The organism is Janthinobacterium sp. RA13 (assembly GCF_000745325.1).
Classification (GTDB): domain Bacteria; phylum Pseudomonadota; class Gammaproteobacteria; order Burkholderiales; family Burkholderiaceae_D; genus Janthinobacterium; species Janthinobacterium rivuli.
This window is the reverse complement of the sequence record NZ_JQNP01000001.1, coordinates 4,900,831-4,924,537: the sequence shown is the minus strand read 5'-3', so window position 1 is coordinate 4,924,537 and position 23,707 is coordinate 4,900,831. Positions and strand designations below refer to the sequence as shown.

Genomic DNA, 23,707 nt, shown 5'->3' with positions numbered 1-23,707 from the left:
CCTCGTTCAGGGCAGGCGCAGGATGAAGCAGCCGCCGCCCAGGGCGCCGCCATTTTCCAGCGCGATGCTGCCGCTGCTGCCCCGGTGCTTGTGCATCTTTGCCACTTCGCTGGAAAAATACAGGCCCAGGCCCGTGCTGTTGGTGGAAAAATTCACGCCCGCCGTCATGCCATCCATGGCCGCGCTGCCCGCGTCGAGCAAGGCCTGCGTATAGCCGTCGCCATTGTCCTCCACGCGCAGCTCGAGCATGCCGTCGTGCTCCCGCACCGACAGGCGGATCGTGTCTTTCGTGTAGCGGATGGCGTTGTTGATGGCATGTGAGAGCACGCCGATGACCAGGTCTTCATCGAGGGTCCAGATCAGCTCCGGCGCACAAGCCGTCTCCAGATGGATGCCTTTCGAGGCCAGCAATATCTTTTCCTGGTCCACCACCTGGTCGACCACCTGGCTCACCAGTTGCGGCTGCACGTCAAACGGGTAGCCGGGCTTGCCCACTTCCTTGTACAGGGCCAGCAGCTGGATCAGGTTATCGTTGAGGCGCTTGGTCTGGTACAGCATCTGCGCCATCTGCAGGTAGGCTGGGTCGGCCTGCGGCGCGGCTTTCGCCTGCTCGGCCGCCAGCAAGGATTCCAGCGTGCCGCTGACCACGCTGATCGAGTTTTTCATGTCGTGCACGGTCGACGCCAGGAACAGGAAAAGCTCGGGCGAGCTGTGTTGATCTTCCACCGGACATCTCCTTGGGGCCGCAGCTTGATTATTGCCAAGGATAAATTATACCGCCAGCCTGCGGGCGCCTGCCAGCCGCGCGCAAAGTCCCTGACATGACGCAACAATGCCGCCCCCGCTTGCGCAGGGGCGGCATCAGCTTGACAAGCAGGCAAGATCAGCGGCGCGCGCCCGCCAGGCGTTTCACCACGACGATCATGCGGTCGATTTCCTCATACGTATTGTAGAAGGCGAACGATGGCCGCACGGTCGCTTCCACGCCGAAGCGGCGCAGGATCGGCTGGGCGCAATGGTGGCCCGAGCGCACGGCGATGCCCTCGTCGTTCAGGGCGCGCCCCACTTCCGCCGGCTCGTAACCGGCCAGCACGAATGAGGCCACGCTCGCCTTGTCCAGCGCCGTGCCGATCAGGCGCACCCCGGGAATCGCCTGCAAGTGGTGCGTCGCGTATTCCAGCAGCGCGTGCTCGTAGGCGGCGATGTTTTCCAGGCCGATGCGCTGCACGTAATCGATGGCCGCGCCCAGGCCCACGGCATCGGCGATATTGCCCGTGCCCGCCTCGAAACGGTTCGGCACACCCTGGTAGACGGTGCGCTCGAACGTGACGTCGGCGATCATGTTGCCGCCGCCCTGCCAAGGCGGCAATTGCTCGAGCAAGTCCGCCTTGCCATACACGGCGCCGATGCCCGTCGGGCCAAACACTTTATGGCCCGAAAACACGTAAAAATCCGCGCCCAGCGCCTGCACGTCCACGCGCAAATGCGACACGGCTTGCGCCCCATCGACCAGCACGCGCACGCCGGCCGCATGCGCCAGCGCGATGATCTGCGCCACGGGCGTCACGGTGCCCAAGGCATTCGACACCTGCGTCACGGACACCAGTTTCGTGCGACCGTTGAGCAGCTTGCGGAATTCGTCGAGGATGATCTGCCCGCTGTCATCGACGGGAATCACGCGCAAGGTCGCGCCCTTTTCCGCCGCCAGCTGCTGCCATGGCACGATGTTGGCGTGGTGCTCGAGCTGCGAGACGATGATCTCGTCGCCGCTGCCGATGTACTTGCGGCCAAACGTATTGGCGACCAGGTTGATGCCTTCGGTGGCGCCGCGCACGAAAATGATTTCATTGGGCGAGGCGGCGCCGAGGAACTGCGCCACCTTGGCGCGTGCCGCTTCATATGCATCGCTGGCGCGCGCCGCCAATGCGTGCGCGGCGCGGTGGATGTTCGAGTTCTCGTGCGCATAAAAATACGACACGCGGTCGATCACCGACTGCGGCTTGTGCGTGGTGGCCGCATTGTCGAACCAGGCCAGCGGCTTGCCGTTGACGCGCTCCGCCAGCACGGGAAAATCGCGCCGCACGGCATGCACGTCGAATGGCGCCGGCGTTTGTCCTTGCTGACGCGCAGGCAGCTCGGTCTGGAAATAGAACGCGGGCTGGCTGTTGGCTGGCGATACGGGCAGCTGGCGCGCGGGTGCCTGCTGCGGCGCCGCCTGCCCCAGCCCCTGCTGCGCCAGTCCATCGAGCTTGTGGCTTGATGCGGGATAGCCATGCGCGCCGCCGACAAAATAGTAGGGCGACGGCGCATCGAGGCTTGACGCCCGCGGCGTGGGAATCGATGCCGGCGCCGGCGCAACCGGTGCTTCCAGCGGCGCCGTCACGGGCGGCACCTGCGCCGTTGCCACGCCGGGGGCGATGGCGGCAAACGAAGGGCCGGGCTGCGGCGGCGGACGGTTCGCATAGCGGGGTGCCGCATCGAGCACGCTGCCGGAACCGCCAAGGCTGGGCGACTTGTCCAAGCCCGGCAAACGGGCAAAGAATTCACCGGCCAGGCGGTTCAGGGTCGCTTCATCGGGCAAGAACGGGACGGCAGGCAAGCCCGCCGCGCCATCACTTGTAGGTGTCTGGGTAGTCATGGTATTTACCGATCTCCACGTCTTCCAGTACGGCCAGCGCATCGTCGGTCAGCACGGCCAGCGAGCAATACAGCGAAATCAGATAGGACGAAATCGCGTGGCGGTTGATGCCCATGAAACGCACGGACAGGCCCGGACTTTGCTCACCCGCCAGGCCTGGCTGGAACAGGCCGATCACACCTTGCCGCTGTTCGCCCGCGCGCAGCAAGATGATCTTCGTCTTGCCGTCTTCGATCGGCAGTTTGTCGGACGGCACCAGCGGCACGCCGCGCCACGTGAGGAACTGGGAACCGAACAGGCTGACGGTCGGTGGAGGCACGCCGCGGCGCGTGCATTCGCGGCCAAAGGCGGCAATGGCCAGCGGGTGGGCAAGGAAAAAGCCCGGTTCCTTCCACACTTTCGTCAGCAGTTCGTCGAGGTCGTCCGGCGTGGGTGCGCCCGTCAGGGTAAAGATGCGCTGGTCGTCGTGCACGCTGGCCAGCAGGCCGTAGTCGGGATTGTTGATCAATTCACTTTCCTGGCGCTCCTTGATCGTCTCGATGGTCAGGCGCAGCTGCTCCTTGATCTGGTCGTGCGGGCTGCTGTACAGGTCCGACACGCGCGTGTGCACGTCGAGCACCGTGCTGACGGCATTGAGGAAATACTCGCGCGGCTGGTCATCGTAGTCGACGAAGGTTTGCGGCAGTTCCGACTCGTCGCGCTGCGAGCAGGCGACGCGCACGTCCTTCGGATTTTTTACGCGATTGAGGCGGTAGATACCCGCTTCCACGGGCAGCCATTGCAGCAGATGCACGAGCCAGCGCGGCGTGATCGTGGATAACTGGGGGACGCTCTTGCTTGCATTGGCCAGCTGGCGCGCGGCGTTATCGCCCAGCGCGAACTGGTTCTCTGTTGCTTCTGCCATGACTACTCCTGATGAGAAAAGTGAATATGCTTATCTGAAAAACGAATAAAGTATCGGACGCCCCTCTCATTTACTCAACATGCTATCGCCATCATCGTGGCGCTTAATCCACCCGCTTTAATCCACCAACTCCGGCTCGCAGCGCGCCATCAATCCCGCCAGGCCGACGCCCAGCGCGATGGCCAGCTTTTCCACCGTCAGCAGCGACGGCGTGGCGGCGCCCCGTTCGATTTCGCCGATGAAGGAGCGGTTCAAGTCGGCCGCTTCGGCCAGGCGCTCCTGCGACCAGCCACGCCCTTCGCGCAACTGGCGCACGGCCAGTCCAAACTGTTTGATCAACATGCTGTCCTCATGGGTGATGGGCAAAAGCGGGTTGGGATGGCGCAGGCGACTCCGGTGCTTCCTGCTGGTTATGCGCTTGCGTGACATGGCTGCCGGGCGCCACGCTGCGGGTCAGCCAGACATTGCCGCCGATGACGGAACCCTGGCCGATGGTCACGCGCCCGAGGATCGTCGCGCCCGCATAAATGACCACGTCGTCCTGCACGATGGGGTGGCGCGCCAGTCCCTTTTTCAGCACGCCATCAAAGCCGGCGGGAAAGCGCTTGGCGCCCAAGGTGACGGCTTGATAGATGCGCACCCGTTCGCCGATGATGGCCGTCTCGCCGATCACCACGCCCGTGCCATGGTCGATGAAAAAACTGCTGCCGATGATGGCGCCCGGATGGATGTCGATGCCCGTCTGCGAATGGGCCACTTCGGCGATGATGCGCGCCACCAGCGGCGCGCCGAGCGCATACAAGGTGTGCGCCAGGCGGTAATGGATGATGGCCAGGATGCCCGGATAGCACAGCAGCACTTCATCGACGCTGTGCGCGGCCGGGTCGCCATGGAAGGCGGCCGCCACGTCCGTGTCGAGCTGGGCGCGGATGCGCGGCAGCGCGCGGGCGAAGCGCTGCACGATGACCAGCGCCTGCTGTTCGATGGAGACCGTCTGCTGCAAGCCGTGCTGGCGCGCGTGGTAACTGAGTTCGCGCCGCACCTGCTCGTGCAAGCCCGTGAGGGTCGTGTCGAGCGTGTGGCCGACAAAGAAATCCTCGCTCTCCTGCTGCAGGTCGAGGGGGCCGAGGCGCATCGGGAACAGGGCCGCGCACAGGGCTTTGATGATGTCGTGCAAGTGCTGGCGCGACGGGAATTCGCGCGCGCCGCACTCCTGGTTGCTGGCCAAGCCTTCGCGCCACTGCTCGCGCACGGCGCGCAATTCATCGACGATCTGGTGCAGTTCCCATTGCGGCTGCGCGGCAAGAGGGGCCGGGGGAAGGGCTCGCTGGTTCATGGTGGTCCCGGGAAGAGATTTAATCTTGCAGCCAGGGCAGCGCATGCCAGCGCCAGCCACCGCTGTGGCCACGCTGCTGCTGCTCGTCGAGGTCGCCCTCGAAGCCTTGCGCGATATTGAAGACGTGCGTGAAACCGGCCTTGGCGGCCGCTTCGGCAGCCGCGGCCGAGCGCTTGCCGCTGCGGCACAGCAGCACCACGACAGCATCCTTGCCGCCCACCTTTGCTTCCAGTTCGCGCGTAAAGCGGGGATTGCGGTTCATGGACGTGCCGGTCGCCCACGCCACGTGCAGCGAGGCGGGCACGTAGCCGACGAACGTGCGTTCTTCATGCGTGCGCACATCGACCAGCACGGCCTTGCCGACCTGCACCAGCTGCCACGCATCCTGCGCGCTGACGATGCCCGCATACGGCAAACCCTGCGCCTGCGCCTGGGTGCGCGCGAGATTGAGCACTTCGTCAAAGGCCGCCTCGCCGTGGGCGGCGCGGGGATCGAAAATCAGTTCTGCAGCAGCCATCGTTCCACCTCTTTATTCCGTCGTCAAAAACCAGCACGAGTCCACTGTAGCGAACTTATGTTGTTCGGAAAACAAATTAAAAAGAGTTTGGAAAGCTGAAAAACATATATAGGGACTACGCGCGGAGCGTCCGCATATGGGGTCAGACCCTCATGTGCGTTGGCGCCAAGCTTTGCGTCAGCTGTGTTGGGGGTCTGACCCCAGCCCTCGCCTGCTCTGCGCCAACGCTCAACCAGCGCGGCGGCGTTCGCGCAGCAGGAAGCGCGCAGGATCAAGCGCAGCGGCCAATTGACTCTCCAGTGGCAGCGGTTCCCCCTCCAGCTGGCACGCCAGCAGCTCGGCCGCCAGCGGCGCCCAGATCAGGCCGCGCGAAGCGTAACCGAGCAAGCCAAACAGGCCGGGCCAGCGCGGCACGTCGCGCAGGCGCTCGCAGCGGCCTGGCGCGCCCGGGTCGGGCAAGGCCCCCGCCAGCGGCAGGCGGTCCGGCGCCATGCAGCGAAAGCCCGTGCGACCCGCCAGCGGCGCGTCGAACGGAGCCACATCAAGGATGTCGGCGATCTTCGCGATATTGTCTTCCTGGCTCGATGAACGCAACTTGGGTTCCGCGTCCGCATCGTAGCTGGCGCCCACGCAGACGACGCCCTGGTGCACCGGCGTCATGTAGGCCTCGCGGCAGACGACGAACGGCAACGACGGCAAGCTGCCTTCGGCCAGGTGCGTGACCTGGCCGCGCACGGCGTCGAGCGGCAGGCCGGCCGCCTGTTCAAAATCGATGGCCCCCGTGCCCGCCGCCAGGATGACGTTGGGCGCGGCCGCGATCAGGGCGCCGTCCGCATCGCGCACCAGCCATTCCTGGTCGCCGCGCTCCAGGCGCAAGGCGCTGCTGGAAAAGCGCCGCGTGAGCAAGGCGCCGCAGGCGTCCAGCATGGCCGCGCAGACGGAAGACGGGCGCGCCCAGCCGCCCTGCTCGAACCACCAGGCGCCATCGGGCGCCGGCGCGCCCAGCATGGCGGTGGCCTCGGGCGCTTCCAGCCAGCGGGCGAATTCACGCGGATACAGGCCGCTGGCGGCGATCTGCCGCTGCACCTGCGCATGCGCGCCGTCGCGCGCCAAGTGCAGCACGCCGCTTTGCGCACCCTCGATGGCCGCGCCGATGCCGCCCAGGTCTTTCCAGCGGCGCAGCGAATACAGATAGGCGGCGCGCGTCAGGCGCGTGGCGATGTTGTCGTCCTTCGACAGCAACGGCATGAAGATGCCCGCCAGGTTGCCCGACGCTTCGCTGGCCAGCTGCGCGTGGCGCTCGATCAAGGTCACCTTCCAGCCGCGCGCGGCCAGCCGTTCGCAGGCGGCCGCGCCGGCCACGCCAGCGCCGATGACGATGGCGCGCCGCTCGGGCACGGTGACGGCCGCATACTCTGCGCGCCGCGCATAAAACACGGCGCGCAGGCGGCTCTCGTCAAAAACAAATCCATTCTTTTGCAGGGCGGCGCGCTGTTCCTCGTCCAGATGCACGGCTTGCAGGCGGGCGCCATCGACCATCAGGCGCGCCAGCACCGAGGTGGCGGCCGGCACCCAGGCCAGATGAACTTCATCGACGCGCGCCGACAATTGCGCCAGGCAGGCATCGGCCTCGCCGATCAGCACATCGAGCGTGACGAGGCCATCGTGCGACACCATCCGGTGCAGGCCCGGCACGCAAGGCGGCCACTGTGCGCGCCACTGCTCGGGCAAGTGGCGCGCATCGACGGGACGCGGCGCCAGCGCGATGTAGTGCAGGCGGCGGCCGCCATGCGCCGCGCAGGCGGCGCGCAAGCGGGCACCATCAAAATCCGTGTCGAGCAGGACCAGTGCGCGGCGCATCAATGCCCCGTGCGGCAAAAACAGGCGGGCGCATGGTCGTTGACCATGCCGATGCCCTGCATGTAGGCGTAGATGATGGTCGAACCGACGAACTTGAAGCCCAGCTTGAGCAAGTCTTTCGACAGTTGGTCCGACAGGGCCGTCTTGGCGGGAAACTCGCCCGGCTGCCAGTTGTTGACGATGGGCTGGCCATCGACATACGCCCACAGAAAGCTGTCCAGGGTCTGGCCTTGCGCGCGCAGGCGCAAATAGGCTTGCGCGTTCGTGATGGCGGCCGCTACCTTCAGGCGGTTGCGCACGATGCCGGGGTCGGCCAGCAGCTGCGCCACCTTGTCCGGACCATACGCGGCGATCTTTTCCGCGTCCCAGTTGTCGAAGGCGGCGCGGTAGGTGTCGCGCTTGTTGAGGATCGTTTCCCAGCTCAGGCCAGCCTGCGCGCCTTCCAGGTTCAGCATCTCGAACAGCCGGCGCTCGTCGTGGCAAGGCACGCCCCACTCCGTGTCGTGATAGTCGAGGTAGCGGGGATTGGCCGGGTTGGCCCAGGAGCAGCGGGTAATATTCATGGTCGTGTTCTTCATGTGCAGGCAAGTGCCAGTATAGTTTATCGGCCGCGCAGGATGCGTCCCAATTCCCGCAAGCCGTGCGCCATCTCGTCCGGGGGAATCGCCGCAAAGCCCAGCAGCAGCCCGGACGGCGTGGCGCACTCGAGCCCCGCCGCCGGGTCGGCATAGTGGCCCAGCGGACGCAACTCGATACCGCGTGCCAAGGCCGCGCGCGATACCGTTTCTTCATCATGGCCGGCGCGAAAATACGCGCATAGTTCCAGGCCGCTGTCGGCCGGGCCGCACGCGAGCTGATCGTCGAGTTCGCGCGCAAGGCCGCGCACCAGCAAGTCGCGCCGCTCGGCATTGCTGTCGCGCGTGCGGCGGATATGCCGGCCAAAGTGGCCCTCGGCGATGAAGTCGGCCAGCGCCATCTGCGGCACGATGGCCGTGTGCCGGTCCATCACGGCCTTGGCCTGCACCAGCGCGTCGGCCAGCGCGGGCGGCGCCACCATGTAGCCCAGGCGCAGGCCGGGAAACAGCACCTTCGACAGGGTGCCCACGTACACCACGCAGCCGGCCCGGTCCAGGCTTTGCAGCGAGGCCAGCGGCGCGCCCGTGTAGCGGTATTCACTGTCGTAATCGTCTTCCACCAGCCACGCTTTATTGTGTGCGGCCCAGGCCAGCAGGGCCAGGCGGCGCGGTAAACTCATGCTCACGCCCAGCGGCATCTGGTGCGACGGCGTCACGTAGGCCAGCTTCGCCTGCGGACAATGCGCCACGCCATACGCCACGTCGAGCCCCTGCGCATCGACGGGGACGGGAAAGACGCGCGCGCCGGCCGCGCGCAGCGGGCCGCTGGCGCCCCGGTAGCCGGGCGACTCCATCCAGGCAGAGTCGCCCGGCGCCAGCAAAATGGTCGACAGCAAAAACAGCGCCTGCTGCGAACCGGAGGTGATGACGATCTGCTGCGGCGTGCACTGGACGCCGCGCGAGGCTTTTAAATACACGCACAGCAGTTCGCGCAGCGGCAGGTAGCCGGCCGGGTCGCTGTAGCCGAAATGGTGGTCGGGCCGGCGCCAGCGCCGCGCTTCCAGACGGTTCCACACGCCGAACGGAAAATGGTCGATGCGCGGCATGCCGACGCGAAAAGCGCGCAACGGACCACGGTGGAACGCCACCTGGCGCATGGCCGCCACCACGCCCTGCCCGCGCGCCGACAGGGGCCGCAGCAGGCCGGGCGCCGTTGCAGGGACAGGCGCCGGCAGCGGAACGTCGCGGCTGACGAAGGTGCCGCGCCCCACGGCGCCATCGAGATAGCCTTCGGCCGTCAGCAGCGCATACGCATTGAGCACCGTCTGGCGCGACACGGCCAGCAGGCGGCAAAAGTCGCGCGTGGGCGGCAGCTGCATGCCGGGACTCATGCGGCCATCGAGAATGGCGGCCTTGATGGCCGCATACAGCTGGCGAAACAGCGGCTCGCCGGCGCCGCGCTGCAAAGGCAAGGCGGCGATGAGCTGGTGCAGATGGGAAGCTGGCATGGTGGCCTTCTTGAATTGGTAGCTTCAAGATAGCACTTATTGGCTGTTTTAAATAGCCAAGACTGGCGCTAAGATGGCGCATCCCCTCTACTCTTGCGGAGCACCCATGCATCAGTTTTTCGCCACTGTGGCCTGGCAGCGCGACGGCCAGGATTTCGCCGGCCAGCGCTACAGCCGTGGCCATGAATGGCAGTTCGACGGCGGCTTGACGGTAGCCGCCTCGTCGTCGCCCCTGTCGGTGCCGCTGCCCATGTCGGTGGCGGCAAATATCGATCCGGAAGAAGCGCTGGTGGCCGCCACGTCGAGCTGCCACATGCTGTTCTTCCTGTCGCTGGCAGCGCAGCGCGGCTATGTCATCGACGACTACCGCGACGACGCCACCGGCGACCTGGGGAAAAATGCGGCAGGCCGCCTGGCCATGACGCGCATCGTGCTGCGCCCGCGCATCGCGTTTGCGGGAACGCCGCCCTCGCCCGAGGCGCTGGCGGCCCTGCACCACGACGCGCATGAACGCTGCTACATCGCCAATTCGCTGACGGCCGACGTGGTGGTGGAAGGAGCCGATTAAATGTACACGCCAGCCAGCTTTCGCGAAGAACGCCTCGACGTGCTGCATGGCCTGATAGCCGCGCATCCGCTGGGCGCGCTGGTGCGCCATGGCGCCGATGGCCTGTGCGCCGACCACCTGCCATTCGAGATCGCCGCGCCCACGCCTGACGCCCCATTCGGCATCCTGCGCGCCCATGTGGCGCGCGCCAATCCGCTGTGGCGCGCGGCCGGCGGGAACGATGAAGCGCTGGTGATTTTCCAGGGGCCGCACGCCTACATCACGCCCGCCTGGTATGCGGAAAAGCAGCGCAGCGGCAAGGAAGTACCGACTTTTAATTATGCGGTCGTGCACGCCCACGGCCCCCTGCGCGCCATCGACGATGCGGCGTGGCTGCTGGGATTGGTGGAGCGGCTGACGGCGCGCCATGAAGCGGGGCTGGCCGCGCCATGGCGGGTGAGCGATGCGCCGGCCGCCTATATCGAGAAACTCCTGAAAGCCATCGTCGGCATCGAAATCCCCCTCACGCGCCTCACGGGCAAATGGAAGCTGGGGCAGAACCGCACGCAGGAAGATCAGGCCACGATGGCGCGCGAACTGGCGCACGACAGCCAGCCCGGCGCGGCGCAGGCCCTGGGCGCGCTGATCGCCGCCAACGTCACGCCAGCCAGCTGACGGCCGCCGAAAACGTCAGGAACGACAGCGCCGTCGAGACCAGAATAATGCGGGCGATGCGCGCCGTCGCTGTGCTCTCGACGATGCGCAAGGCGCGCGGCGAGGCCCGGGGCCACGCGGCCACCCTCACGCCAGCCAGCTGACGGCCGCCGAAAACGTCAAAAACGACAGCGCCGTCGACACAAGGATGATGCGGGCGATGCGCGCCGTGTTCGCCCCGAAGCGTTCGGACAGCAGCGAGACATTGCTGGCGCTGGGCAGGCACGCCACCAGCACCATGCAAGTCAGCGCGAACGGATCGAGCGGCGCGCCCAGCGCGATGGCCGCATGGCCGATGCCCCACACCAGCAGCGGATGCAGCAGCAGTTTTTTCAGCGCCACGGGCACATATTCCCCCAGCGGCGCCGGATCGCTCGTGCTCATTTGCGAGCGGGCCAGCACGGCGCCGATGGTAAACAGGGCAACCGGCGAGGCGGCGTCTGCCAGCAGGCCCACCGTCTGCATCAATGGCTTGGGCAAGGCCAGTGCCAGCCACGAAGACATGGCCCCCAGCACGATCGCCCACGGCATCGGGTTGCCGGCCATGCCTTTCAGGGCGTTGACGACGGCGGCGCGGCTGCCATGCGCGCCGCCGCTGCCGATGCGCGACAGGGCGATGCACAGCGAACTGGTAATGAGCATATCGACGACGATGGTGACGATGACGGGACCCGAGGAACGGGGGCCGAGCAAGGTCAATAGCAGGGGCACGCCCATGAAGCCCGTGTTCGGGAAGGCCGCCACCAGCGCGCCGAAGGCGGCGTTGTTCCAGTCGATGCGGTGGCTCAGTGTCATGGCCATGGTGACGCCCACCATGATCAGCGCGCACAGCAGGTAGACGCCGAACACGCTGGCGTCGAGCAGCTGCGCGATGGGCGTGGCGGCGCCGAAGCGGTACAGCATGCAGGGCAGCGCGAAGTACAGGACAAAACTGTTCAAGCCGCCGATGGCGGCCAGCGGCAGCAGCTTGCGCCGCACGGCCAGGTAGCCGCACAGCACCAGGGCGAAGAAGGGAAAGGTGATGGCGAGGATGGTCAGCATGGAGCGCCATTGTAGCGCGCTGCACCGGCTGGCCGCCTGGCGCAAAAAAAGGCCGCTCGCGCGGCCCAAGGAGGTTTCGGGGATAACGCCGCTGGCCGGCTAGGGCTTGAGCTGGGCGCGGATCTCGCCGGCCGGGTAGGCGGCGCTGTGCACGTTCACGTACAGGTTGCCTGCTTGGTAGCTCGCATACTGGGGCGGCGTGAGCATGGCGCCGGCCGGCACGGCAAACATGCCTTCGGCCGTTTTCACGAGCGGCACGATGACAGGGCCATTGGCGCCGGCCGGCGCTTCATGGATGTGCGCGACGGTCGCCACCATGCCCGTGTAGCGCACGCCGCCACTGACGCTGCGGTCGTGGGCGACGCGAAGATTGCTGCTGCCGCTGGCCGTGCTGGTGTTAGCCGGCACTTCCTGCGCGCCCGTCAAGGTGACGTCATGGCCGCCCGGCTGATGCGGGCCATGGGAACAGGCGCCCAGCAGGGCGGCCAGCGCCAGCACGCTGGCGACGCGGCGTACGTGTTGTTGCAGTGTGCTCATCGCAATACTCCTTCAACGGACATCGGATCACGGATGGCGCCCCGCCCCGCCAGCAGTGCCGAACCGGGGTTTGCGCCGCACTTGCATTGCATAGTGCGACAGTAAGGCCATGCCGCCGTGTCCGCATTGCTTTGCGCCAAACTTGCTGCTCGCCTGCCAGCGCGTCCTCAGGCCAAATGCCCTTCCGCCACCCAGCCGCGGTTGGCGGCCGGCGCCTTCGGCTTGGGTGCGATGCCGCTGCTTTTTTCCGCGTCGAGGATGATGCTGCGCATGCTGTCGCTGGCGGCAGGTCCTGGCGCGAACGCGTAATACTCGTCATTGATGGGCAAGCCCGTCGTCGCGTCGACCAGCACCGGGTCGGCGGCCAGGCCCGTGTCGCGGCTGGCGATGACGAGGCTGGCGCCTTCCGGCGCGAAGTTTTCATTACCCCAGGCAATAAACGCCAGCAAGACGGGCTTGAAGGCGCGCCCGGACTTGGTCAGCACATAGTCATAGCGGGGCGGCTTGGCGCAATACAGGCGGCGCGTCATCAAGCCCCCTTCCACCAGGTCGGCCAGGCGGCGCGTCAGGATGGTGGGGGCGATTTTGAGGCTTTTTTCAAATTCGTCGAAGCGCGTCTTGCCATAAAACGCTTCGCGCAGGATGAGGATGCTCCACCATTCGCCCACCTTGCCCAGGCTGCGCGCAATCGGGCAAGGCAAATTATTAAAGTTGGTATGTTTCATGGCCATCTCCTCACATTGATTCAACACAACAATCGAAAAGTATTTCAGTTGCAACACGGAAACTTAGTTACTATCATTTTGAAAGTGAGGTACTTGCCCCTGTGGCGGGCTGAAAATACGCGAAAACTCACACTTTCCTTGTTCAAGTACAATCATGGCTGGTTCTACTATCCCAATCCCGGTGCGAAAAACGGTGCCAGCCACGCCTTCCAGCGCTGCTGCCCACGCCCGTTTTTCACTCGATGCGTTCACGATGACCCCTTTGAAGCTTGCCGTACTGCCTGCCCTGCTCGCCCTGTCCCTTTGCCAGACCACCACCGCCGGTACCGTGTCTTCCGCGTCGTTCCAGGCCACCTTCGTTGTCCACGAAACGTGCACCATCGTCTCGCAGCGCAACAGCGCCCAGGTGCGCTGCCAGCACAACACGCCCTATCTGCTGCTCCAGCAGACAACGCCATCGGGCGCTGGCCTCCTCACCGTCACGTTCTAAAAATAAATCGTTGCCGTCACCGTGTCCTTGTAGTCGCCGGGGCGCGGCGACACCTGTGCCGGCACGCGGCCGTAAATGGTCAGCGGCACGCTGGCGCCCGTGCCCGTCCCCGTCACCATGCTCGTGCCTGCCGTGCCATCGCCCCAGGGCGCACCATCGAGCGTGGCTGACAGCAGGTAGCTGACCTTGTCCGTGGTGATGGTGTTCTTCATTTGCCGGTTGGCCACATTGGCCGCCACGCTGCCGCCATTGAGGGCGATCTGGTAGGCGTTGTTGTTCACGCAGCGCACCGACAAGGTGCTGGTGCTGCGCAAGTTGCCCGTCAGGATGGAGGCGTTCGCGAACGCCATCGGCGTGGCCGTGATGGTGCAATCGTTGATGGCCGTGGCATTCACCGTGAAACCGAAGCTGCCGCTGGTGGCCGTGCAACCCTGCAGGTTGATCAGGCCATACGTGGTGTAGGTGTAGGTGCCCACGCCGGCAAAGCTCGACGTATACACGGTATTGGCGTTGGCGACCGTGGGCACGGCGGCCAGGGCCGTGCCGGCAGGGATCTTGGCGTACACGGTAAACGTGGTGGAATACGTGCCGGGCGGCGCCAGCAAGCCGGCCGACAGGATCATGCCGAAGGTCGACGGCGCGCCCGCCACGCCAGCGCCGCCCCAGATCTTCGCCGTCGCATACGAATTGTCCACATAGATGTTGTACTCCATGCGGTTGCTGCCGTTGCCCAGCTTGCGCGGCAGGGCCGAGGTGGAATTCGTGCCCAGCCCCAGCGAGATGCACACTTGCGCATTGGGCGTAAGCAACTGCCCCAGGTTCAGCGACGAAAACAGGCAGCTGAAGGTGCCCGTTGCCTGCGCCACGTAATCGGTGCCGGAAATCGGGCTGACGGAGCCGAAATTGATATTCGTCATGCTGACCGTGCAGGTATCGACCGCCTGCGCCGCGCTGCCCCAGGCGCAGCCCAGCAGCAGAGTCAACCATAGCAACAGGCGGCGCATCAGCGGCCCGCCCCGGCGCTGGCAGACGCGGCAGCGCAGCGCAGCGGCCCGATCACGGGCAAACCGCCAGCCGCCGGACGCGCATAGGCAAAACGCACGGTGCACGCGCCATCGCCCTCGCCGACTTGCAACTGATTCTGTTCGAGCAGGTCGTCGACGAAAACGATGCCGTCAAATCCCACGACCGTCTGCTTGCCGCTTTGCAGGTGCAACACGGGCAAGCCCGTGGCCAGCGGCTTGCCCTGCGCATCCTGCACGATGACGGTGGCCGCGCTGTAGCGCTCGATGGGAAAGGCCGCCAGCACGCCCGCCAGGTGTTGCGGCACGACATTGATATTGCTCACGGGTACCCGCGCATCAACATCGAGTTCATCGGTGGCGATGCTGATCTGGTTATTGCCATAGGGGTTCAAATTCGGCACCAGCAAATAGCCGCCACTGCCCGTCACGCCGATCTGGCGGTTTTCATGCAGCACAGGAATATTGCCCACGCCACCCGTGGAGACCAGCGCAAAACCGTTGCCCACCTGGCGCGCCGTCTCGACATGGCCATCCATCAGCACCAGCGCGCCAGCCGCGCCCAGCGAGGAAGCATTGCCCATGCTGCTGCTTTGCGTGCGCACGCTCACGCGGCCATCATTGCCCAGGTATTCCACCTGCGCCTGGCGGTAGGCATTGCCGCCCGCCGTGCCAGCCTGCAAGTTCCAGCCGAAGCCGCCACCAAAGTCCGCCGCGCGCTGCGCGCTGATGCTGCGGCCGCTCTCACTGTTTTGCCGGCTGCTGTTCACGCTGAGGGACAGATTGTTGTCGAAGGCCATGCTCAGGCCAAAGTAAAAGCCCCGTTTCTCTCGTTGCCGCAAGTCCTGGAACAGGCTGGCGTTGAAGAACAGGCCGTGCAACAGGGTGGCCGAATAGCCCATGGTGGCCAGCTTCGATGGCGGCCCGCCGGGCGTGCGGTAACTGATATAGCTGCTGCTGATGCTGCTTCCTGCCGGTAATGGCAGGCTGACGGTAAGGCGGTCCGCCGCGCGCACCACGGGGCTGCCGTCGCGCGAAGCCAGGTCGCCAAAGCCGGCGCTGGCGCGCACGCTTTGAACATCGACGCTGAAGCGCGCCCCCATGTACTGGTAGCCGGCGCCCAGTTGCACGCCACGGCTGCGGCCGGCGCTGGCCGACAGCGAACCGTTGAGCACGCCCGCCTGGCCCAGCCGCAGCAGAGCGCCCGCCCCCGCCTGGTACAGGCCGGCGGCCAGTTCCGCATGGCCTTCGATGGTGAAGCTGTCGCTGACGCCATGGCGGACGGAAGCGCTGGCAACGAGCTGCCGTTCATAGCCGAACAGGCGGCGGCCATAGTCGCGCCGCACGGCGCCCGCCTCGACCGAATAATCGCTCAAGCCGCCGGCCAGCATGCGCGTATCGACGTACAGGGGCAGCACGGTCGTCACGCTGCGCCCCAGCGCATCGCGCGTGATCAGGGTGGCTTGCCCGGCGCCATTGATGCCGGCCACCTGGTTCAGCACAAACGGACCGCTGGGCACGCTGGCAGCATATTGCTGCACCCCATTGACATACAGGCTCAGCGACGAAGGCACGAGCGCCGTGCCATCGACGGAGGCGACGGGAAAGGTCAGCAGGTCGGGACGCAGCTGGAAATTCTTGCGCCACTGCACGCCACCGACGCGCACGGCGCGGCTCCAGCTGAGCGACGAGGAAATCAGGTCGCCCACCTGCCACGTTTGCAAGGTCTCGGGGTCGGCGTGGCTCCAGAAGGTGTCAAAGCGCATGTATTTGCGCTGGTCCGCCCCCAGGTTCACGGTGCCGGTATTGCTGAAGACGCCGCTGTCATTGAAATAGCGCAAGTCATTGAAGATGGCGGCGCGCCGCGTCCGGCCCAGCTCCGCATACGCTTCGTAATTGAGGACGGCGCCGGGCGTGACCCGCGATGGCGGCGTCTGCGCCGCCGTGCGCGCGCTGATGCGGTACGGCGCGCGCAAGTCGTCCGCCACCTGCAGCGACACGCTCTGGCGCGCCGCGTCATATTCATAGCTGAGTCCGGGAATCGACTCGAGCGCCACTTCGCTCTGACCGGGTGCGACCAGGCGCGCCGGGTCCAGCCCCAGCTGCTGCAGGTTCGCCACACTGCTGCGCAAGCCTTTGCCCACCTGGGTAAAGCGCAAGATCAGCCCGGTTGATTCAGCATTCACAGTGACCTCCAGATACAGTTCATTCGGCGCCGCCGGATCGCTGGGCAAGCTGGCGGGGCCCGGATCGGCGCCCGTCACGGCTACCGCGGCATCGGCCCTGGCCAGCGGCGCCATGCCCAGCAACAGCAACGCTGCCAGTACGCGTTTCATGGTGTGGCCGCTCGCGCCCAAGGCGTGCGGCAAGCCGGCCCGTCATGGCAGCCATGTTCAAGGTGTCGAATTCTTGGCAATGAGTGCCTTGGCATTCACATTGACCGCAATACTCAACGGTCCATCCAGTTCGGCCTCCCTGGCAACGGGCAGGCGCCAGACGCGCATGCGTGCCGCCAGGACATAACCAAACAGCCCCTTGCTGATGACAAACTCCTTGCCCGCCTGGTTCGTGAACGTCATCGCACCGAGCTGCGCATGAAAATTGCCGCTGTTTTTGACGCGCAACATCCACTCGCCCTGTTCGCGGAACACCTGCCAGTCGAGCACTTCCTTGCCCGGCGCACCGGCCGGCAGCACGAACACGGGCACCGAATAGCGCAGGCGGATATCGACGCCGCTGCGGCCCGCCTCATCCTCGCGGCTGACTTCATCGATGAGCACGCGATACGTCTTTTCCTGCGCGACGGGGCCAGCCTGGGCACGCACGAGACGGATGGTCTGCCGGCTGTTGGCGGCGATCTCGACGATCGGCGGACTGGCCACCAGTTCCTGCGTCGGCGCCAGCGTTTCCTCGCCATCGCGCTGGTCCCAGACGAACACGCGCACCTGGCCGTAGATGGGCTGGTCGCCGAGGTTTTGCAGGCTGATGCCGGCCGCATTCTGTGGGGCGCGCAAATTGAGCGTCACCGGCGAAATCTGCAGACTGGCGCCGTGCGCACCCGTGGCGCAGCAAGCCAGCAGCGCCAGCACGCCTTGCATCAGGGAAGCAGCACCGGCCTTCACGCAGCGCCCGGCTTAAAAGTAAACGGTGGCCGTGATGGTCGACTTGTAGGTATCGGGCGCCGGTGTCGCCTGCGGCGGAATATTGCCGTACACGGTGATTGGCTGCGATGAGCCGTTGCCGGTGCCGCCGACGGTATTCGTGCCCTGGGTATCGCCCCACAAGGTGCTGCCGGCCGTCTGGTACAGATTGAACTGCACCGTGCCCAGGTTGCCGCCGGTGCCGCTCAGGTAGCGCGTGGTGCCCGATGATCCGGTGCCCGAGCCAGCCGTCAGGCCCACGTTATACAGCGTGGTATTGGTGCAGGTGACGTTCACGGTCGTATTGACGTTAACGGCAGTAGCCAGTACACCCTGACTTTGGCCAAAGTCGAGATTGGCCGCCGCGATGGTGCAATTGGCGATGATTTTCAGGGTGACGTCAAAGGTGGTGCTGGCGCTGCCATTCAGATACACGGCGGCGTCGGCGCCACGCGGCAGCAATGCCGTGGCGGCAACAGCCACGCTGGCGGCAACGATAAGGCGGGGAAAAATAACTCGCAACATGATACCTCCTGATGATGGAACATCATTAATGAGCCCGCCAATAGGGAGGGCATCGAGGATAGTCACGGTATTGCCGGCGTTTTCTTGGGCACGCAAACCAGGACGACAAATTACGTGTGCCGAGAGTCAGGAACCCGGGGACTCCGGCACTTTTTGCAGCATTGGCAAAACAGATTTTTTGGCAAGCGACATTGCTTAAAATCAATGCATGAGTGAATTATTGGCGATCTGGGAAATCCGCGCTTCTTCTCGCGGAGAAACATCTTTTGAAACACGAGAAAAGCAGAAAAAAAAGAAAAAGCGAGGCATAATAAGCCACAACTTGCTATTTGGTTAAGTCATCCATGCCATGCCATTGACCAGCGAAACCATCAAAAAGAACATCTTGATCGTGGACGACTCCGCGTTCGAGCAGCGCATGCTGATGGAGCTGCTCAGCGAGCAGCCCTATCGTTTCAGCATTGCCTTCAATGGCTACCAGGGTTATCAGCTGGCACTGGCCACGCATCCGGATCTGATCCTGCTCGACGTGCGCATGCCCGAGATGGATGGCTACACGGCCTGCCGTTTGCTCAAGGCCAACCCCGAAACGGAAGAGATACCCGTGATCTTTCTCAGCGGCGCCGATGCCGCCAAGGAGCGCATCATGGGCTTGCAGGTGGGTGGTGTCGACTACATTTCCAAACCCTTCCTGCCGGAAGAACTGGCCGCGCGCATCCATATTCACCTGGGCTTGATGCGTAAAAGCAACAGTACCTTGCCGGCGACGACGCCGGTCAGCGACAAGCTGCAGCATCCCGACCAGGTGTTCGTCAATGCGGTCAAACAGTTAATCCTCGACAACCTGGGCAGCCTGCCGAACCTGTCCGAAATCGCCCGCAGCGTGGGCACCTACCGCGAAAAGCTGACCCTGATGTTCCGCGAGCAGACGGGCATGACGGTGTTTGCCTTCATCCGCGAAGCGCGCATTGCCCGCGGCGTGGAATTGCTGCAGCAGACGGATATCGACGTGCAGGATATCGCCCTGCTGATCGGCTTTCACAACGCGGGCAACTTCGCCACCGCCTTTCGCGAACGCATGGGCGTTCCCCCCAGCGCCTACCGCCAGCGCCTGCAGGAGCAGACGGGCCAGCGGCAGGCGGCGGGTGGCTAGAACTTGTAGTTCAGCTTGAGCGCCGCGACGCGTCCACGCGGATCGGCCTGGGTAAAGTCAAAGCCGGTGGAGGCATAGTCCCAGGGCGCGCGCTTGTTGGCCAGGTTTTGCACGATGAAGGTGACGTTCGCCTGTGGCGTCAACTGCCAGCTGCTGGTCACGTCAAACGTGCTGAAGGCGGCCACCGATTCATCGAGGTGCTGCTGCTGCGCGTAGCTGCCCACGTAGTTCCATGTGAGCGTGGACGACCATTTCCCCTGTTCCCAGGTGGCCGAGCTGACGCCGCGCCATTTCGGGATGGAGCCAAAATAATTGGTGCCGGCGCCATCGGTGAGCGGCGCGCCATCGGACAGCGGTTCGGCAAAGCGCAGCACGCGGCTCAACTGGCCAGCCAGGGTCAGCTTGCCCCAGTCCTTGTCGACGAAGCGCTGGCGCAGGTCGATATCGATGCCCGACACTTCGCGCTGGCCCTGGTTGCGGAACTGGCGGTACAGGGTCGTGATGCGTCCATCGGCACCGCGCGTGATCTGTTGCGGCGCCGTGCTTTCATTCTCCAGAATGGTGGTGGCGCTGGCCGTGCCGATCACGCCATCCTGCTTGATACGGTAGTAATCGAGGCCGATGCTCGAACTGCTGGTGGGCGACACCACCACGCCCAGGTTCAGGTTTTTCGAGCGCTCGGGGCGCAGGGCCGGATTGGCGATCGTCATGACCGTCACGCCGCGCGACTGCGTCGGCGTCAGCGGATCGCGGGCATCGATCACGCCGGTATAGCTGACGGCCGTGCTGTCGGTGATTTCCGGCAGCGACGGCGCGCGGAAGGCGCGTGACACGGTGCCGCGCAGCAGCAGCCATGGCGCCGCCTGGTAACGCGCGCTGGCCTTGGGCGAAAACGCATTGCCAAAGTCGCTGTAATGGTCGGCGCGGCCCGCCACGTTGACGGACAGGTCTTTCACGACGGGCACATTGAATTCGGCAAACAAGGCCGACACATTGCGCGAGCCGTTGATGATATTGAGTGCGGGGCGCAGTTCCGTGCCCGACAGCACGGCCGTCGAGGTTTGCGAATCCATCTTTTCGCGGCGCCACTGGGCACCGGCGGCAAAGCCCAGCGGGCCGGCCGGCAAGTCCCAGATATCCTTGGCCGCCGAGAAATCGAGCGTGTCGAGCGTCGATTCGGCCGGGCGCAGGGTCGACAGGCGCAGGCGGTTGCGCACCGCTTCGCTGTTTTGCGACTGGTCAAAGAAATTGTAGCTGCCCTCGGCCAGCACTTTCTGGAATTCATAGCGGTTGACGAAGTTCTGCACCGTTTCCTCCAGCTTGCTGCTGGAATGGGCCACGGCCGTATCCCAGTCCCAGCCCGCCCAGGTGCCCTTGGCGCCGGCCAGCGCGCGGTAGAAGGTGACGCGGTCCTGCTTCAGGCGCGGTCCCAGGTCGAACAGGGTGGCCGTGAATGGCAAAGGCGTCGTGCCCGGATTGTTCGGATGGCCCACGGGCAGCACCACGGGAATGGTGTCGAGCAGCTTGGTGCTGTTGTTCCACACGCGCGTGGCGTTGTTCACGCTCAAAGGCGCGCTGAAGGTCTGGTCGGCGCGCGAATAACTGTGCAGCAGGTCGACATAGGCTTCCGTGTCCGCGTTCAGTTTCACGGTGCCGCGCAGCGACGAGTGGATGCGCTGGATGCCCGGGATCAGCGTTTTATACGGCGCCGGATTGTAGGCCAGCACCTGGCCGCTGCGATCGGGATTGATGTCGTTGTATGGCACCAGTTGCAGCGGGCCGCGCACGCCGCCCAGGGTTTGCGTGGGATCGTTGCCAGCGTAATTCGTCACGTTCCAGCCCAGGCTGCCGCGCTGCTGCTGGCGGTAATCGGCGTCGCGCAGCCATGCCACGTCGCTTTGCTGCAGCTTGTCGCGCTGCTGCGCGTCGACGGAAAAGACCACGCTGTAGCCATCTTCCTCGAGCTTGCCGAAACCCGTTTGCAGCGCCACGCTCTTTTCGTGCTGGCCCGTGCCTTGCGTCGAGCCGCCCCATTGCGCCGTAATGTCCGTGCCCGTGAATTCCTTGTACAGGATGATGTTGACCACGCCGGCGACGGCGTCGGAGCCATACACGGACGAGGCGCCATCCTTGAGCACCTCGATGCGCTGCACGGCCGCCATCGGCAGGCTGTTCAGGTCAACGAAGGTCTGCTGCAAATCCTGCGCCGTGGCGTAGCTGGCCACGCGGCGCCCATTCACGAGGATCAGGGTGTTTTGCTGGCCGATGCCGCGCAGCGACAGGCCCGAGGTGCCGGCCGAGAAACTGCCCGTATATTGTTCGTTGTAGCTGTTGCCGCTGTTGGCGGAGATGGCGCGCAGCACGTCCGACACGCTGGTCTTGCCGCTGGCTTTCAATTCCTTGGCCGTGATGACCTGCACGGCGCTGGCGCCCTCCTTTTCGCTGACGCGGATATTCGATCCGGTGACATTCACGCGCAGCATGTCGTCCTCCGCATGGGCGATGGTGGAAACGGCGGGAAAGGCGGCGGCGATGGCAAGACTGATGGCGAGTGGTTTGAACATGGTTTCCTCTTATTGGGATTGCAGCCTTTTTCCGATAAAAAAGGCCGAGCAGGGGCACGCGGACCGGGTGGGCCAGCGGGCAAACGACAACGAAACGGATGGGGTGACTTAAGGGATGCGTGGACGGGCACGCACCGGCATCCACTGCGCCATGCATTGCATGGTCAGCTGGTGCGCGGCGGCGTAAAAACAGGCGGAAAGGGTAAAACGCAACATAAAAGACACCGGTAAGCGGGGAAAGGCCACTATATCCCGGTGTCTTTATCGCGTGAACGAATTAAAAATTGATTGTATATACGATTTGAATCTAAGGACTTGGTGCTTGGCAAGATCAGGCGTCGGCCGTCGCCGCAGGCGCTTGCGCCGCGCGGCGCGCCTGCACGCCCCACCAGTACCAGGAAATCAGCGCATTGACCCAGTAGGCCGCATATAGCACGGCCGTCAGGTGCAGGCCGCGGCTGTAGTACAGCGGCACGGCGACGGTATTGACCAGCAGCCAGAAGGCCCAGGTTTCGATGCGCCGGTTCATCAGCAGGAATTGCGCGATGATGCTAAATACCAACACCGCCGAATCGATGAAGGGCGCGTAGGCATTCGTGAAGCGGTGCAGCAGCAGGCCGTAGATCGCCACGGAGGCGATGCCGGCCGGCACCACCCAGGCCAGGCTGCGCCAGCCCGTGCGCGTGATCGGCAAGGGCTTGCCGCCGGCGCCGCGCCGCCATTGCAGCCAGCCAATGACACAGGTGACGATGAAAAACAGCTGCAGCATCACGTCGGCATACAGGTTGACCTGGAAAAACAGCACGGCAAACAGCACGCAGCCGACCATGCCGATCCACCAGGAATGAATATTATTGCGTCCAGCCAAAATGATGGAGGCAGTCATCAGCACATTGGCGGCGATCTCGAGCGGGGCAGTCAAGCGGTCTTCCTTTGCGGGGCAGTGGTGGCACCGCGCCACTATAGCCGATTACACTGCACGGTGTTCACCACGCCGGAGGCGACACGAGGGGAGAAAGCGGCAAAAACCGCGCAAACATCGAGGAAAGGCGAATCAGGCAGGCTTTCAGCGGCCACAGCCCTTGACTTCCGTGGCCAATCTGGCAAATTGAATATCAAGTTGAAACTCCAGGGAAGCTCCCATATGCGTGTGCGCCATCTCCTGTTTGCGGCAGTGCTCGGCGTATCTGCCCTGCCCGCCGCAGCCTGCCGCATGACGATGGCGCTGGAACAATGGCCGCCGTATGTCTACCGCGATGCCCAGGGCCGCCATACGGGCCTGGACCTGGAGCTGCTGAACGCCATTTTCAAGGAAGCCCGCTGCACCCTGGTCACCTTGCCGGAGCTGCCCACGGCGCGGCGCCAGCTGCTGTTCCAGAAAGGGGGACTGGACCTGATGCCCGCCGCGTCCGAGACGCCGGAACGCCTGTCCTATGCGCGCTTTTCCCTTTCGTACCGCGACGAAGCCGTGGGCCTCTTCAGCAAATCCGGCGCGCCCGGCGGCCACCAGCAGATCACCAGCTTCGCGCAGCTCGCGCGCGGCAAGTCGACCTTGCTGGCGCCCAAGGTGGGCTGGTATGGCGCGCAGTACGCGGCGGCCCGGCCGGCCCTGGAAAAGGCCGGCCGCCTGAATGCATTCGGCAGCTTCCAGCAAGGCGTGCGCATGCTCGACGCGGGCCGCGCCGACCTGCTGCTGGGCGACGTGCTGGCCGTGCGCCACGAAGCGCGCCTGCAGGGCGTCGCCTTGAACGCCCTGCCCTTCCTGGTCCTGCGCGCCCCCGTGCACCTGATGCTCAATGCGCGCACGACCAGCGCCGCCGACCTGGCGCGCCTGAACGCCGCCATCACGCACCTGGAACAGCGCGGCGTGCTGGCGGCGATACGCAGCCGCTACGAAGCGCCGTAGCGGCG

At 64.9% G+C, this 23,707-nt stretch carries 24 protein-coding genes; 5 read left to right on the top strand and 19 right to left on the bottom strand.

Translation table 11 applies throughout. The annotated features are described in order from the left end of the window. Positions 1-6: 6 nt before the first annotated feature. The 9 genes from FG13_RS21810 to pdxR form a co-directional block, all read right to left on the bottom strand. Complete coding sequence (locus FG13_RS21810) at positions 7-726, bottom strand: sensor histidine kinase (RefSeq protein WP_035824251.1); 720 nt, start codon at positions 724-726, stop codon at positions 7-9. Positions 727-883: 157 nt separating this feature from the next. After that, entirely contained in the window at positions 884-2,638 is a 1,755-nt protein-coding gene (locus FG13_RS21805; protein WP_035824247.1) for a family 2A encapsulin nanocompartment cargo protein cysteine desulfurase, read from the bottom strand. Further along, the gene (locus FG13_RS21800; protein WP_034784363.1) at positions 2,613-3,542 is read right to left on the bottom strand and encodes a family 2A encapsulin nanocompartment shell protein; all 930 of its coding nucleotides are present in this window, start codon (positions 3,540-3,542) and stop codon (positions 2,613-2,615) included. Before FG13_RS21800 ends, FG13_RS21805 begins: the two co-directional genes overlap by 26 nt. A 117-nt stretch (positions 3,543-3,659) precedes the next feature. Further along, positions 3,660-3,884, bottom strand: coding sequence for a helix-turn-helix domain-containing protein (locus FG13_RS21795; protein ID WP_051959649.1), 225 nt, complete (start codon positions 3,882-3,884; stop codon positions 3,660-3,662). Between the two features lie 7 nt (positions 3,885-3,891). Beyond that, positions 3,892-4,878 carry a serine O-acetyltransferase EpsC gene (epsC, locus tag FG13_RS21790; protein ID WP_051959333.1) on the bottom strand — a complete coding sequence of 329 codons (987 nt, stop codon included), beginning with the start codon at positions 4,876-4,878 and terminating at the stop codon, positions 3,892-3,894. A gap of 19 nt (positions 4,879-4,897) precedes the next feature. Then, complete coding sequence (locus FG13_RS21785; protein ID WP_081922674.1) at positions 4,898-5,395, bottom strand: rhodanese-like domain-containing protein; 498 nt, start codon at positions 5,393-5,395, stop codon at positions 4,898-4,900. A 228-nt stretch (positions 5,396-5,623) separates the two neighbouring features. Continuing rightward, positions 5,624-7,255, bottom strand: coding sequence for an FAD-dependent 5-carboxymethylaminomethyl-2-thiouridine(34) oxidoreductase MnmC (gene mnmC, locus FG13_RS21780; protein WP_035824244.1), 1,632 nt, complete (start codon positions 7,253-7,255; stop codon positions 5,624-5,626). After that, positions 7,255-7,818, bottom strand: coding sequence for a DNA-3-methyladenine glycosylase I (locus FG13_RS21775; protein ID WP_035828568.1), 564 nt, complete (start codon positions 7,816-7,818; stop codon positions 7,255-7,257). The genes mnmC and FG13_RS21775 overlap by 1 nt, the downstream gene beginning before the upstream one ends. 38 nt (positions 7,819-7,856) lie before the next feature. After that, complete coding sequence (gene pdxR, locus FG13_RS21770) at positions 7,857-9,338, bottom strand: MocR-like pyridoxine biosynthesis transcription factor PdxR (RefSeq protein WP_035824242.1); 1,482 nt, start codon at positions 9,336-9,338, stop codon at positions 7,857-7,859. Positions 9,339-9,444: 106 nt separating this feature from the next. On the opposite strand from pdxR, the gene FG13_RS21765 reads away from it, so the two are divergent. Next, positions 9,445-9,906 carry an OsmC family protein gene (locus FG13_RS21765; RefSeq protein ID WP_035824241.1) on the top strand — a complete coding sequence of 154 codons (462 nt, stop codon included), beginning with the start codon at positions 9,445-9,447 and terminating at the stop codon, positions 9,904-9,906. Next, positions 9,907-10,560 carry an FMN-binding negative transcriptional regulator gene (locus tag FG13_RS21760; protein WP_035824236.1) on the top strand — a complete coding sequence of 218 codons (654 nt, stop codon included), beginning with the start codon at positions 9,907-9,909 and terminating at the stop codon, positions 10,558-10,560. Here the strand turns inward: FG13_RS21760 and FG13_RS30520 are convergent. The 4 genes from FG13_RS30520 to FG13_RS21745 form a co-directional block, all read right to left on the bottom strand. Beyond that, positions 10,544-10,684 (bottom strand): hypothetical protein, encoded by a 141-nt coding sequence (locus tag FG13_RS30520; protein WP_161784201.1) that lies wholly within the window; start codon positions 10,682-10,684, stop codon positions 10,544-10,546. The genes FG13_RS21760 and FG13_RS30520 overlap by 17 nt on opposite strands. A gap of 2 nt (positions 10,685-10,686) precedes the next feature. Beyond that, on the bottom strand, positions 10,687-11,640 hold the full coding sequence (locus FG13_RS21755) for an AEC family transporter (protein ID WP_035824235.1): 954 nt from the start codon (positions 11,638-11,640) through the stop codon (positions 10,687-10,689). A 99-nt stretch (positions 11,641-11,739) separates the two neighbouring features. Then, entirely contained in the window at positions 11,740-12,177 is a 438-nt protein-coding gene (locus FG13_RS21750; protein ID WP_035824233.1) for a CHRD domain-containing protein, read from the bottom strand. A 167-nt stretch (positions 12,178-12,344) separates the two neighbouring features. Continuing rightward, positions 12,345-12,902, bottom strand: a complete 558-nt coding sequence (locus FG13_RS21745) for a winged helix-turn-helix transcriptional regulator (RefSeq protein ID WP_034753667.1) — start codon at positions 12,900-12,902, stop codon at positions 12,345-12,347. Between the two features lie 253 nt (positions 12,903-13,155). On the opposite strand from FG13_RS21745, the gene FG13_RS21740 reads away from it, so the two are divergent. Next, positions 13,156-13,392 (top strand): hypothetical protein, encoded by a 237-nt coding sequence (locus FG13_RS21740; RefSeq protein WP_035824231.1) that lies wholly within the window; start codon positions 13,156-13,158, stop codon positions 13,390-13,392. On the opposite strand, the gene FG13_RS21735 is transcribed toward FG13_RS21740, so the two are convergent. The 4 genes from FG13_RS21735 to FG13_RS21720 are packed head-to-tail and all read right to left on the bottom strand — an operon-like array spanning position 13,389 to position 18,079. Continuing rightward, a complete protein-coding gene (locus FG13_RS21735) occupies positions 13,389-14,396 on the bottom strand; it encodes a Csu type fimbrial protein (RefSeq protein ID WP_035824228.1) in 1,008 nt (335 codons plus the stop codon). The two genes, FG13_RS21740 and FG13_RS21735, sit on opposite strands and share 4 nt — an antisense overlap. After that, positions 14,396-16,750 (bottom strand): fimbria/pilus outer membrane usher protein, encoded by a 2,355-nt coding sequence (locus FG13_RS21730; RefSeq protein ID WP_081922843.1) that lies wholly within the window; start codon positions 16,748-16,750, stop codon positions 14,396-14,398. The genes FG13_RS21735 and FG13_RS21730 overlap by 1 nt, the downstream gene beginning before the upstream one ends. Before the next feature lie 57 nt (positions 16,751-16,807). After that, on the bottom strand, positions 16,808-17,536 hold the full coding sequence (locus FG13_RS21725; protein ID WP_235211784.1) for a fimbrial biogenesis chaperone: 729 nt from the start codon (positions 17,534-17,536) through the stop codon (positions 16,808-16,810). 12 nt (positions 17,537-17,548) lie between these two features. Continuing rightward, positions 17,549-18,079 carry a Csu type fimbrial protein gene (locus FG13_RS21720; protein WP_035824226.1) on the bottom strand — a complete coding sequence of 177 codons (531 nt, stop codon included), beginning with the start codon at positions 18,077-18,079 and terminating at the stop codon, positions 17,549-17,551. Between the two features lie 349 nt (positions 18,080-18,428). Between FG13_RS21720 and FG13_RS21715 the strand changes: the two genes are divergently transcribed. Further along, a complete protein-coding gene (locus FG13_RS21715; RefSeq protein WP_035824223.1) occupies positions 18,429-19,232 on the top strand; it encodes a response regulator transcription factor in 804 nt (267 codons plus the stop codon). On the opposite strand, the gene FG13_RS21710 is transcribed toward FG13_RS21715, so the two are convergent. Together FG13_RS21710 and pnuC are read right to left on the bottom strand one after the other, a co-directional pair. Then, positions 19,229-21,796: a TonB-dependent receptor gene (locus FG13_RS21710; protein ID WP_035824220.1), complete on the bottom strand. Its 2,568-nt coding sequence runs from the start codon at positions 21,794-21,796 to the stop codon at positions 19,229-19,231. The two genes, FG13_RS21715 and FG13_RS21710, sit on opposite strands and share 4 nt — an antisense overlap. Positions 21,797-22,127: 331 nt before the next feature. After that, positions 22,128-22,718: a nicotinamide riboside transporter PnuC gene (gene pnuC, locus FG13_RS21705; RefSeq protein WP_035824218.1), complete on the bottom strand. Its 591-nt coding sequence runs from the start codon at positions 22,716-22,718 to the stop codon at positions 22,128-22,130. Between the two features lie 222 nt (positions 22,719-22,940). Between pnuC and FG13_RS21700 the strand changes: the two genes are divergently transcribed. Then, positions 22,941-23,702 carry a substrate-binding periplasmic protein gene (locus tag FG13_RS21700; protein ID WP_035824216.1) on the top strand — a complete coding sequence of 254 codons (762 nt, stop codon included), beginning with the start codon at positions 22,941-22,943 and terminating at the stop codon, positions 23,700-23,702. Positions 23,703-23,707: the final 5 nt, after the last annotated feature.

Bases quoted from the DNA above. Each gene is read 5' to 3' on its own strand.
- FG13_RS21805 (WP_035824247.1), bottom strand. From the start codon at position 2,638: ATGACTACCCAGACACCTACAAGTGATGGCGCGGCGGGCTTGCCTGCC.
- FG13_RS21800 (WP_034784363.1), bottom strand. From the start codon at position 3,542: ATGGCAGAAGCAACAGAGAACCAGTTCGCGCTGGGCGATAACGCCGCG.
- FG13_RS21795 (WP_051959649.1), bottom strand. From the start codon at position 3,884: ATGTTGATCAAACAGTTTGGACTGGCCGTGCGCCAGTTGCGCGAAGGG.
- epsC (WP_051959333.1), bottom strand. From the start codon at position 4,878: ATGAACCAGCGAGCCCTTCCCCCGGCCCCTCTTGCCGCGCAGCCGCAA.
- FG13_RS21785 (WP_081922674.1), bottom strand. From the start codon at position 5,395: ATGGCTGCTGCAGAACTGATTTTCGATCCCCGCGCCGCCCACGGCGAG.
- mnmC (WP_035824244.1), bottom strand. From the start codon at position 7,255: ATGCGCCGCGCACTGGTCCTGCTCGACACGGATTTTGATGGTGCCCGC.
- FG13_RS21775 (WP_035828568.1), bottom strand. From the start codon at position 7,818: ATGAATATTACCCGCTGCTCCTGGGCCAACCCGGCCAATCCCCGCTAC.
- pdxR (WP_035824242.1), bottom strand. From the start codon at position 9,338: ATGCCAGCTTCCCATCTGCACCAGCTCATCGCCGCCTTGCCTTTGCAG.
- FG13_RS21765 (WP_035824241.1), top strand. From the start codon at position 9,445: ATGCATCAGTTTTTCGCCACTGTGGCCTGGCAGCGCGACGGCCAGGAT.
- FG13_RS21760 (WP_035824236.1), top strand. From the start codon at position 9,907: ATGTACACGCCAGCCAGCTTTCGCGAAGAACGCCTCGACGTGCTGCAT.
- FG13_RS21755 (WP_035824235.1), bottom strand. From the start codon at position 11,640: ATGCTGACCATCCTCGCCATCACCTTTCCCTTCTTCGCCCTGGTGCTG.
- FG13_RS21750 (WP_035824233.1), bottom strand. From the start codon at position 12,177: ATGAGCACACTGCAACAACACGTACGCCGCGTCGCCAGCGTGCTGGCG.
- FG13_RS21745 (WP_034753667.1), bottom strand. From the start codon at position 12,902: ATGAAACATACCAACTTTAATAATTTGCCTTGCCCGATTGCGCGCAGC.
- FG13_RS21740 (WP_035824231.1), top strand. From the start codon at position 13,156: ATGACCCCTTTGAAGCTTGCCGTACTGCCTGCCCTGCTCGCCCTGTCC.
- FG13_RS21735 (WP_035824228.1), bottom strand. From the start codon at position 14,396: ATGCGCCGCCTGTTGCTATGGTTGACTCTGCTGCTGGGCTGCGCCTGG.
- FG13_RS21730 (WP_081922843.1), bottom strand. From the start codon at position 16,750: ATGAAACGCGTACTGGCAGCGTTGCTGTTGCTGGGCATGGCGCCGCTG.
- FG13_RS21720 (WP_035824226.1), bottom strand. From the start codon at position 18,079: ATGTTGCGAGTTATTTTTCCCCGCCTTATCGTTGCCGCCAGCGTGGCT.
- FG13_RS21715 (WP_035824223.1), top strand. From the start codon at position 18,429: ATGCCATTGACCAGCGAAACCATCAAAAAGAACATCTTGATCGTGGAC.
- FG13_RS21710 (WP_035824220.1), bottom strand. From the start codon at position 21,796: ATGTTCAAACCACTCGCCATCAGTCTTGCCATCGCCGCCGCCTTTCCC.
- FG13_RS21700 (WP_035824216.1), top strand. From the start codon at position 22,941: ATGCGTGTGCGCCATCTCCTGTTTGCGGCAGTGCTCGGCGTATCTGCC.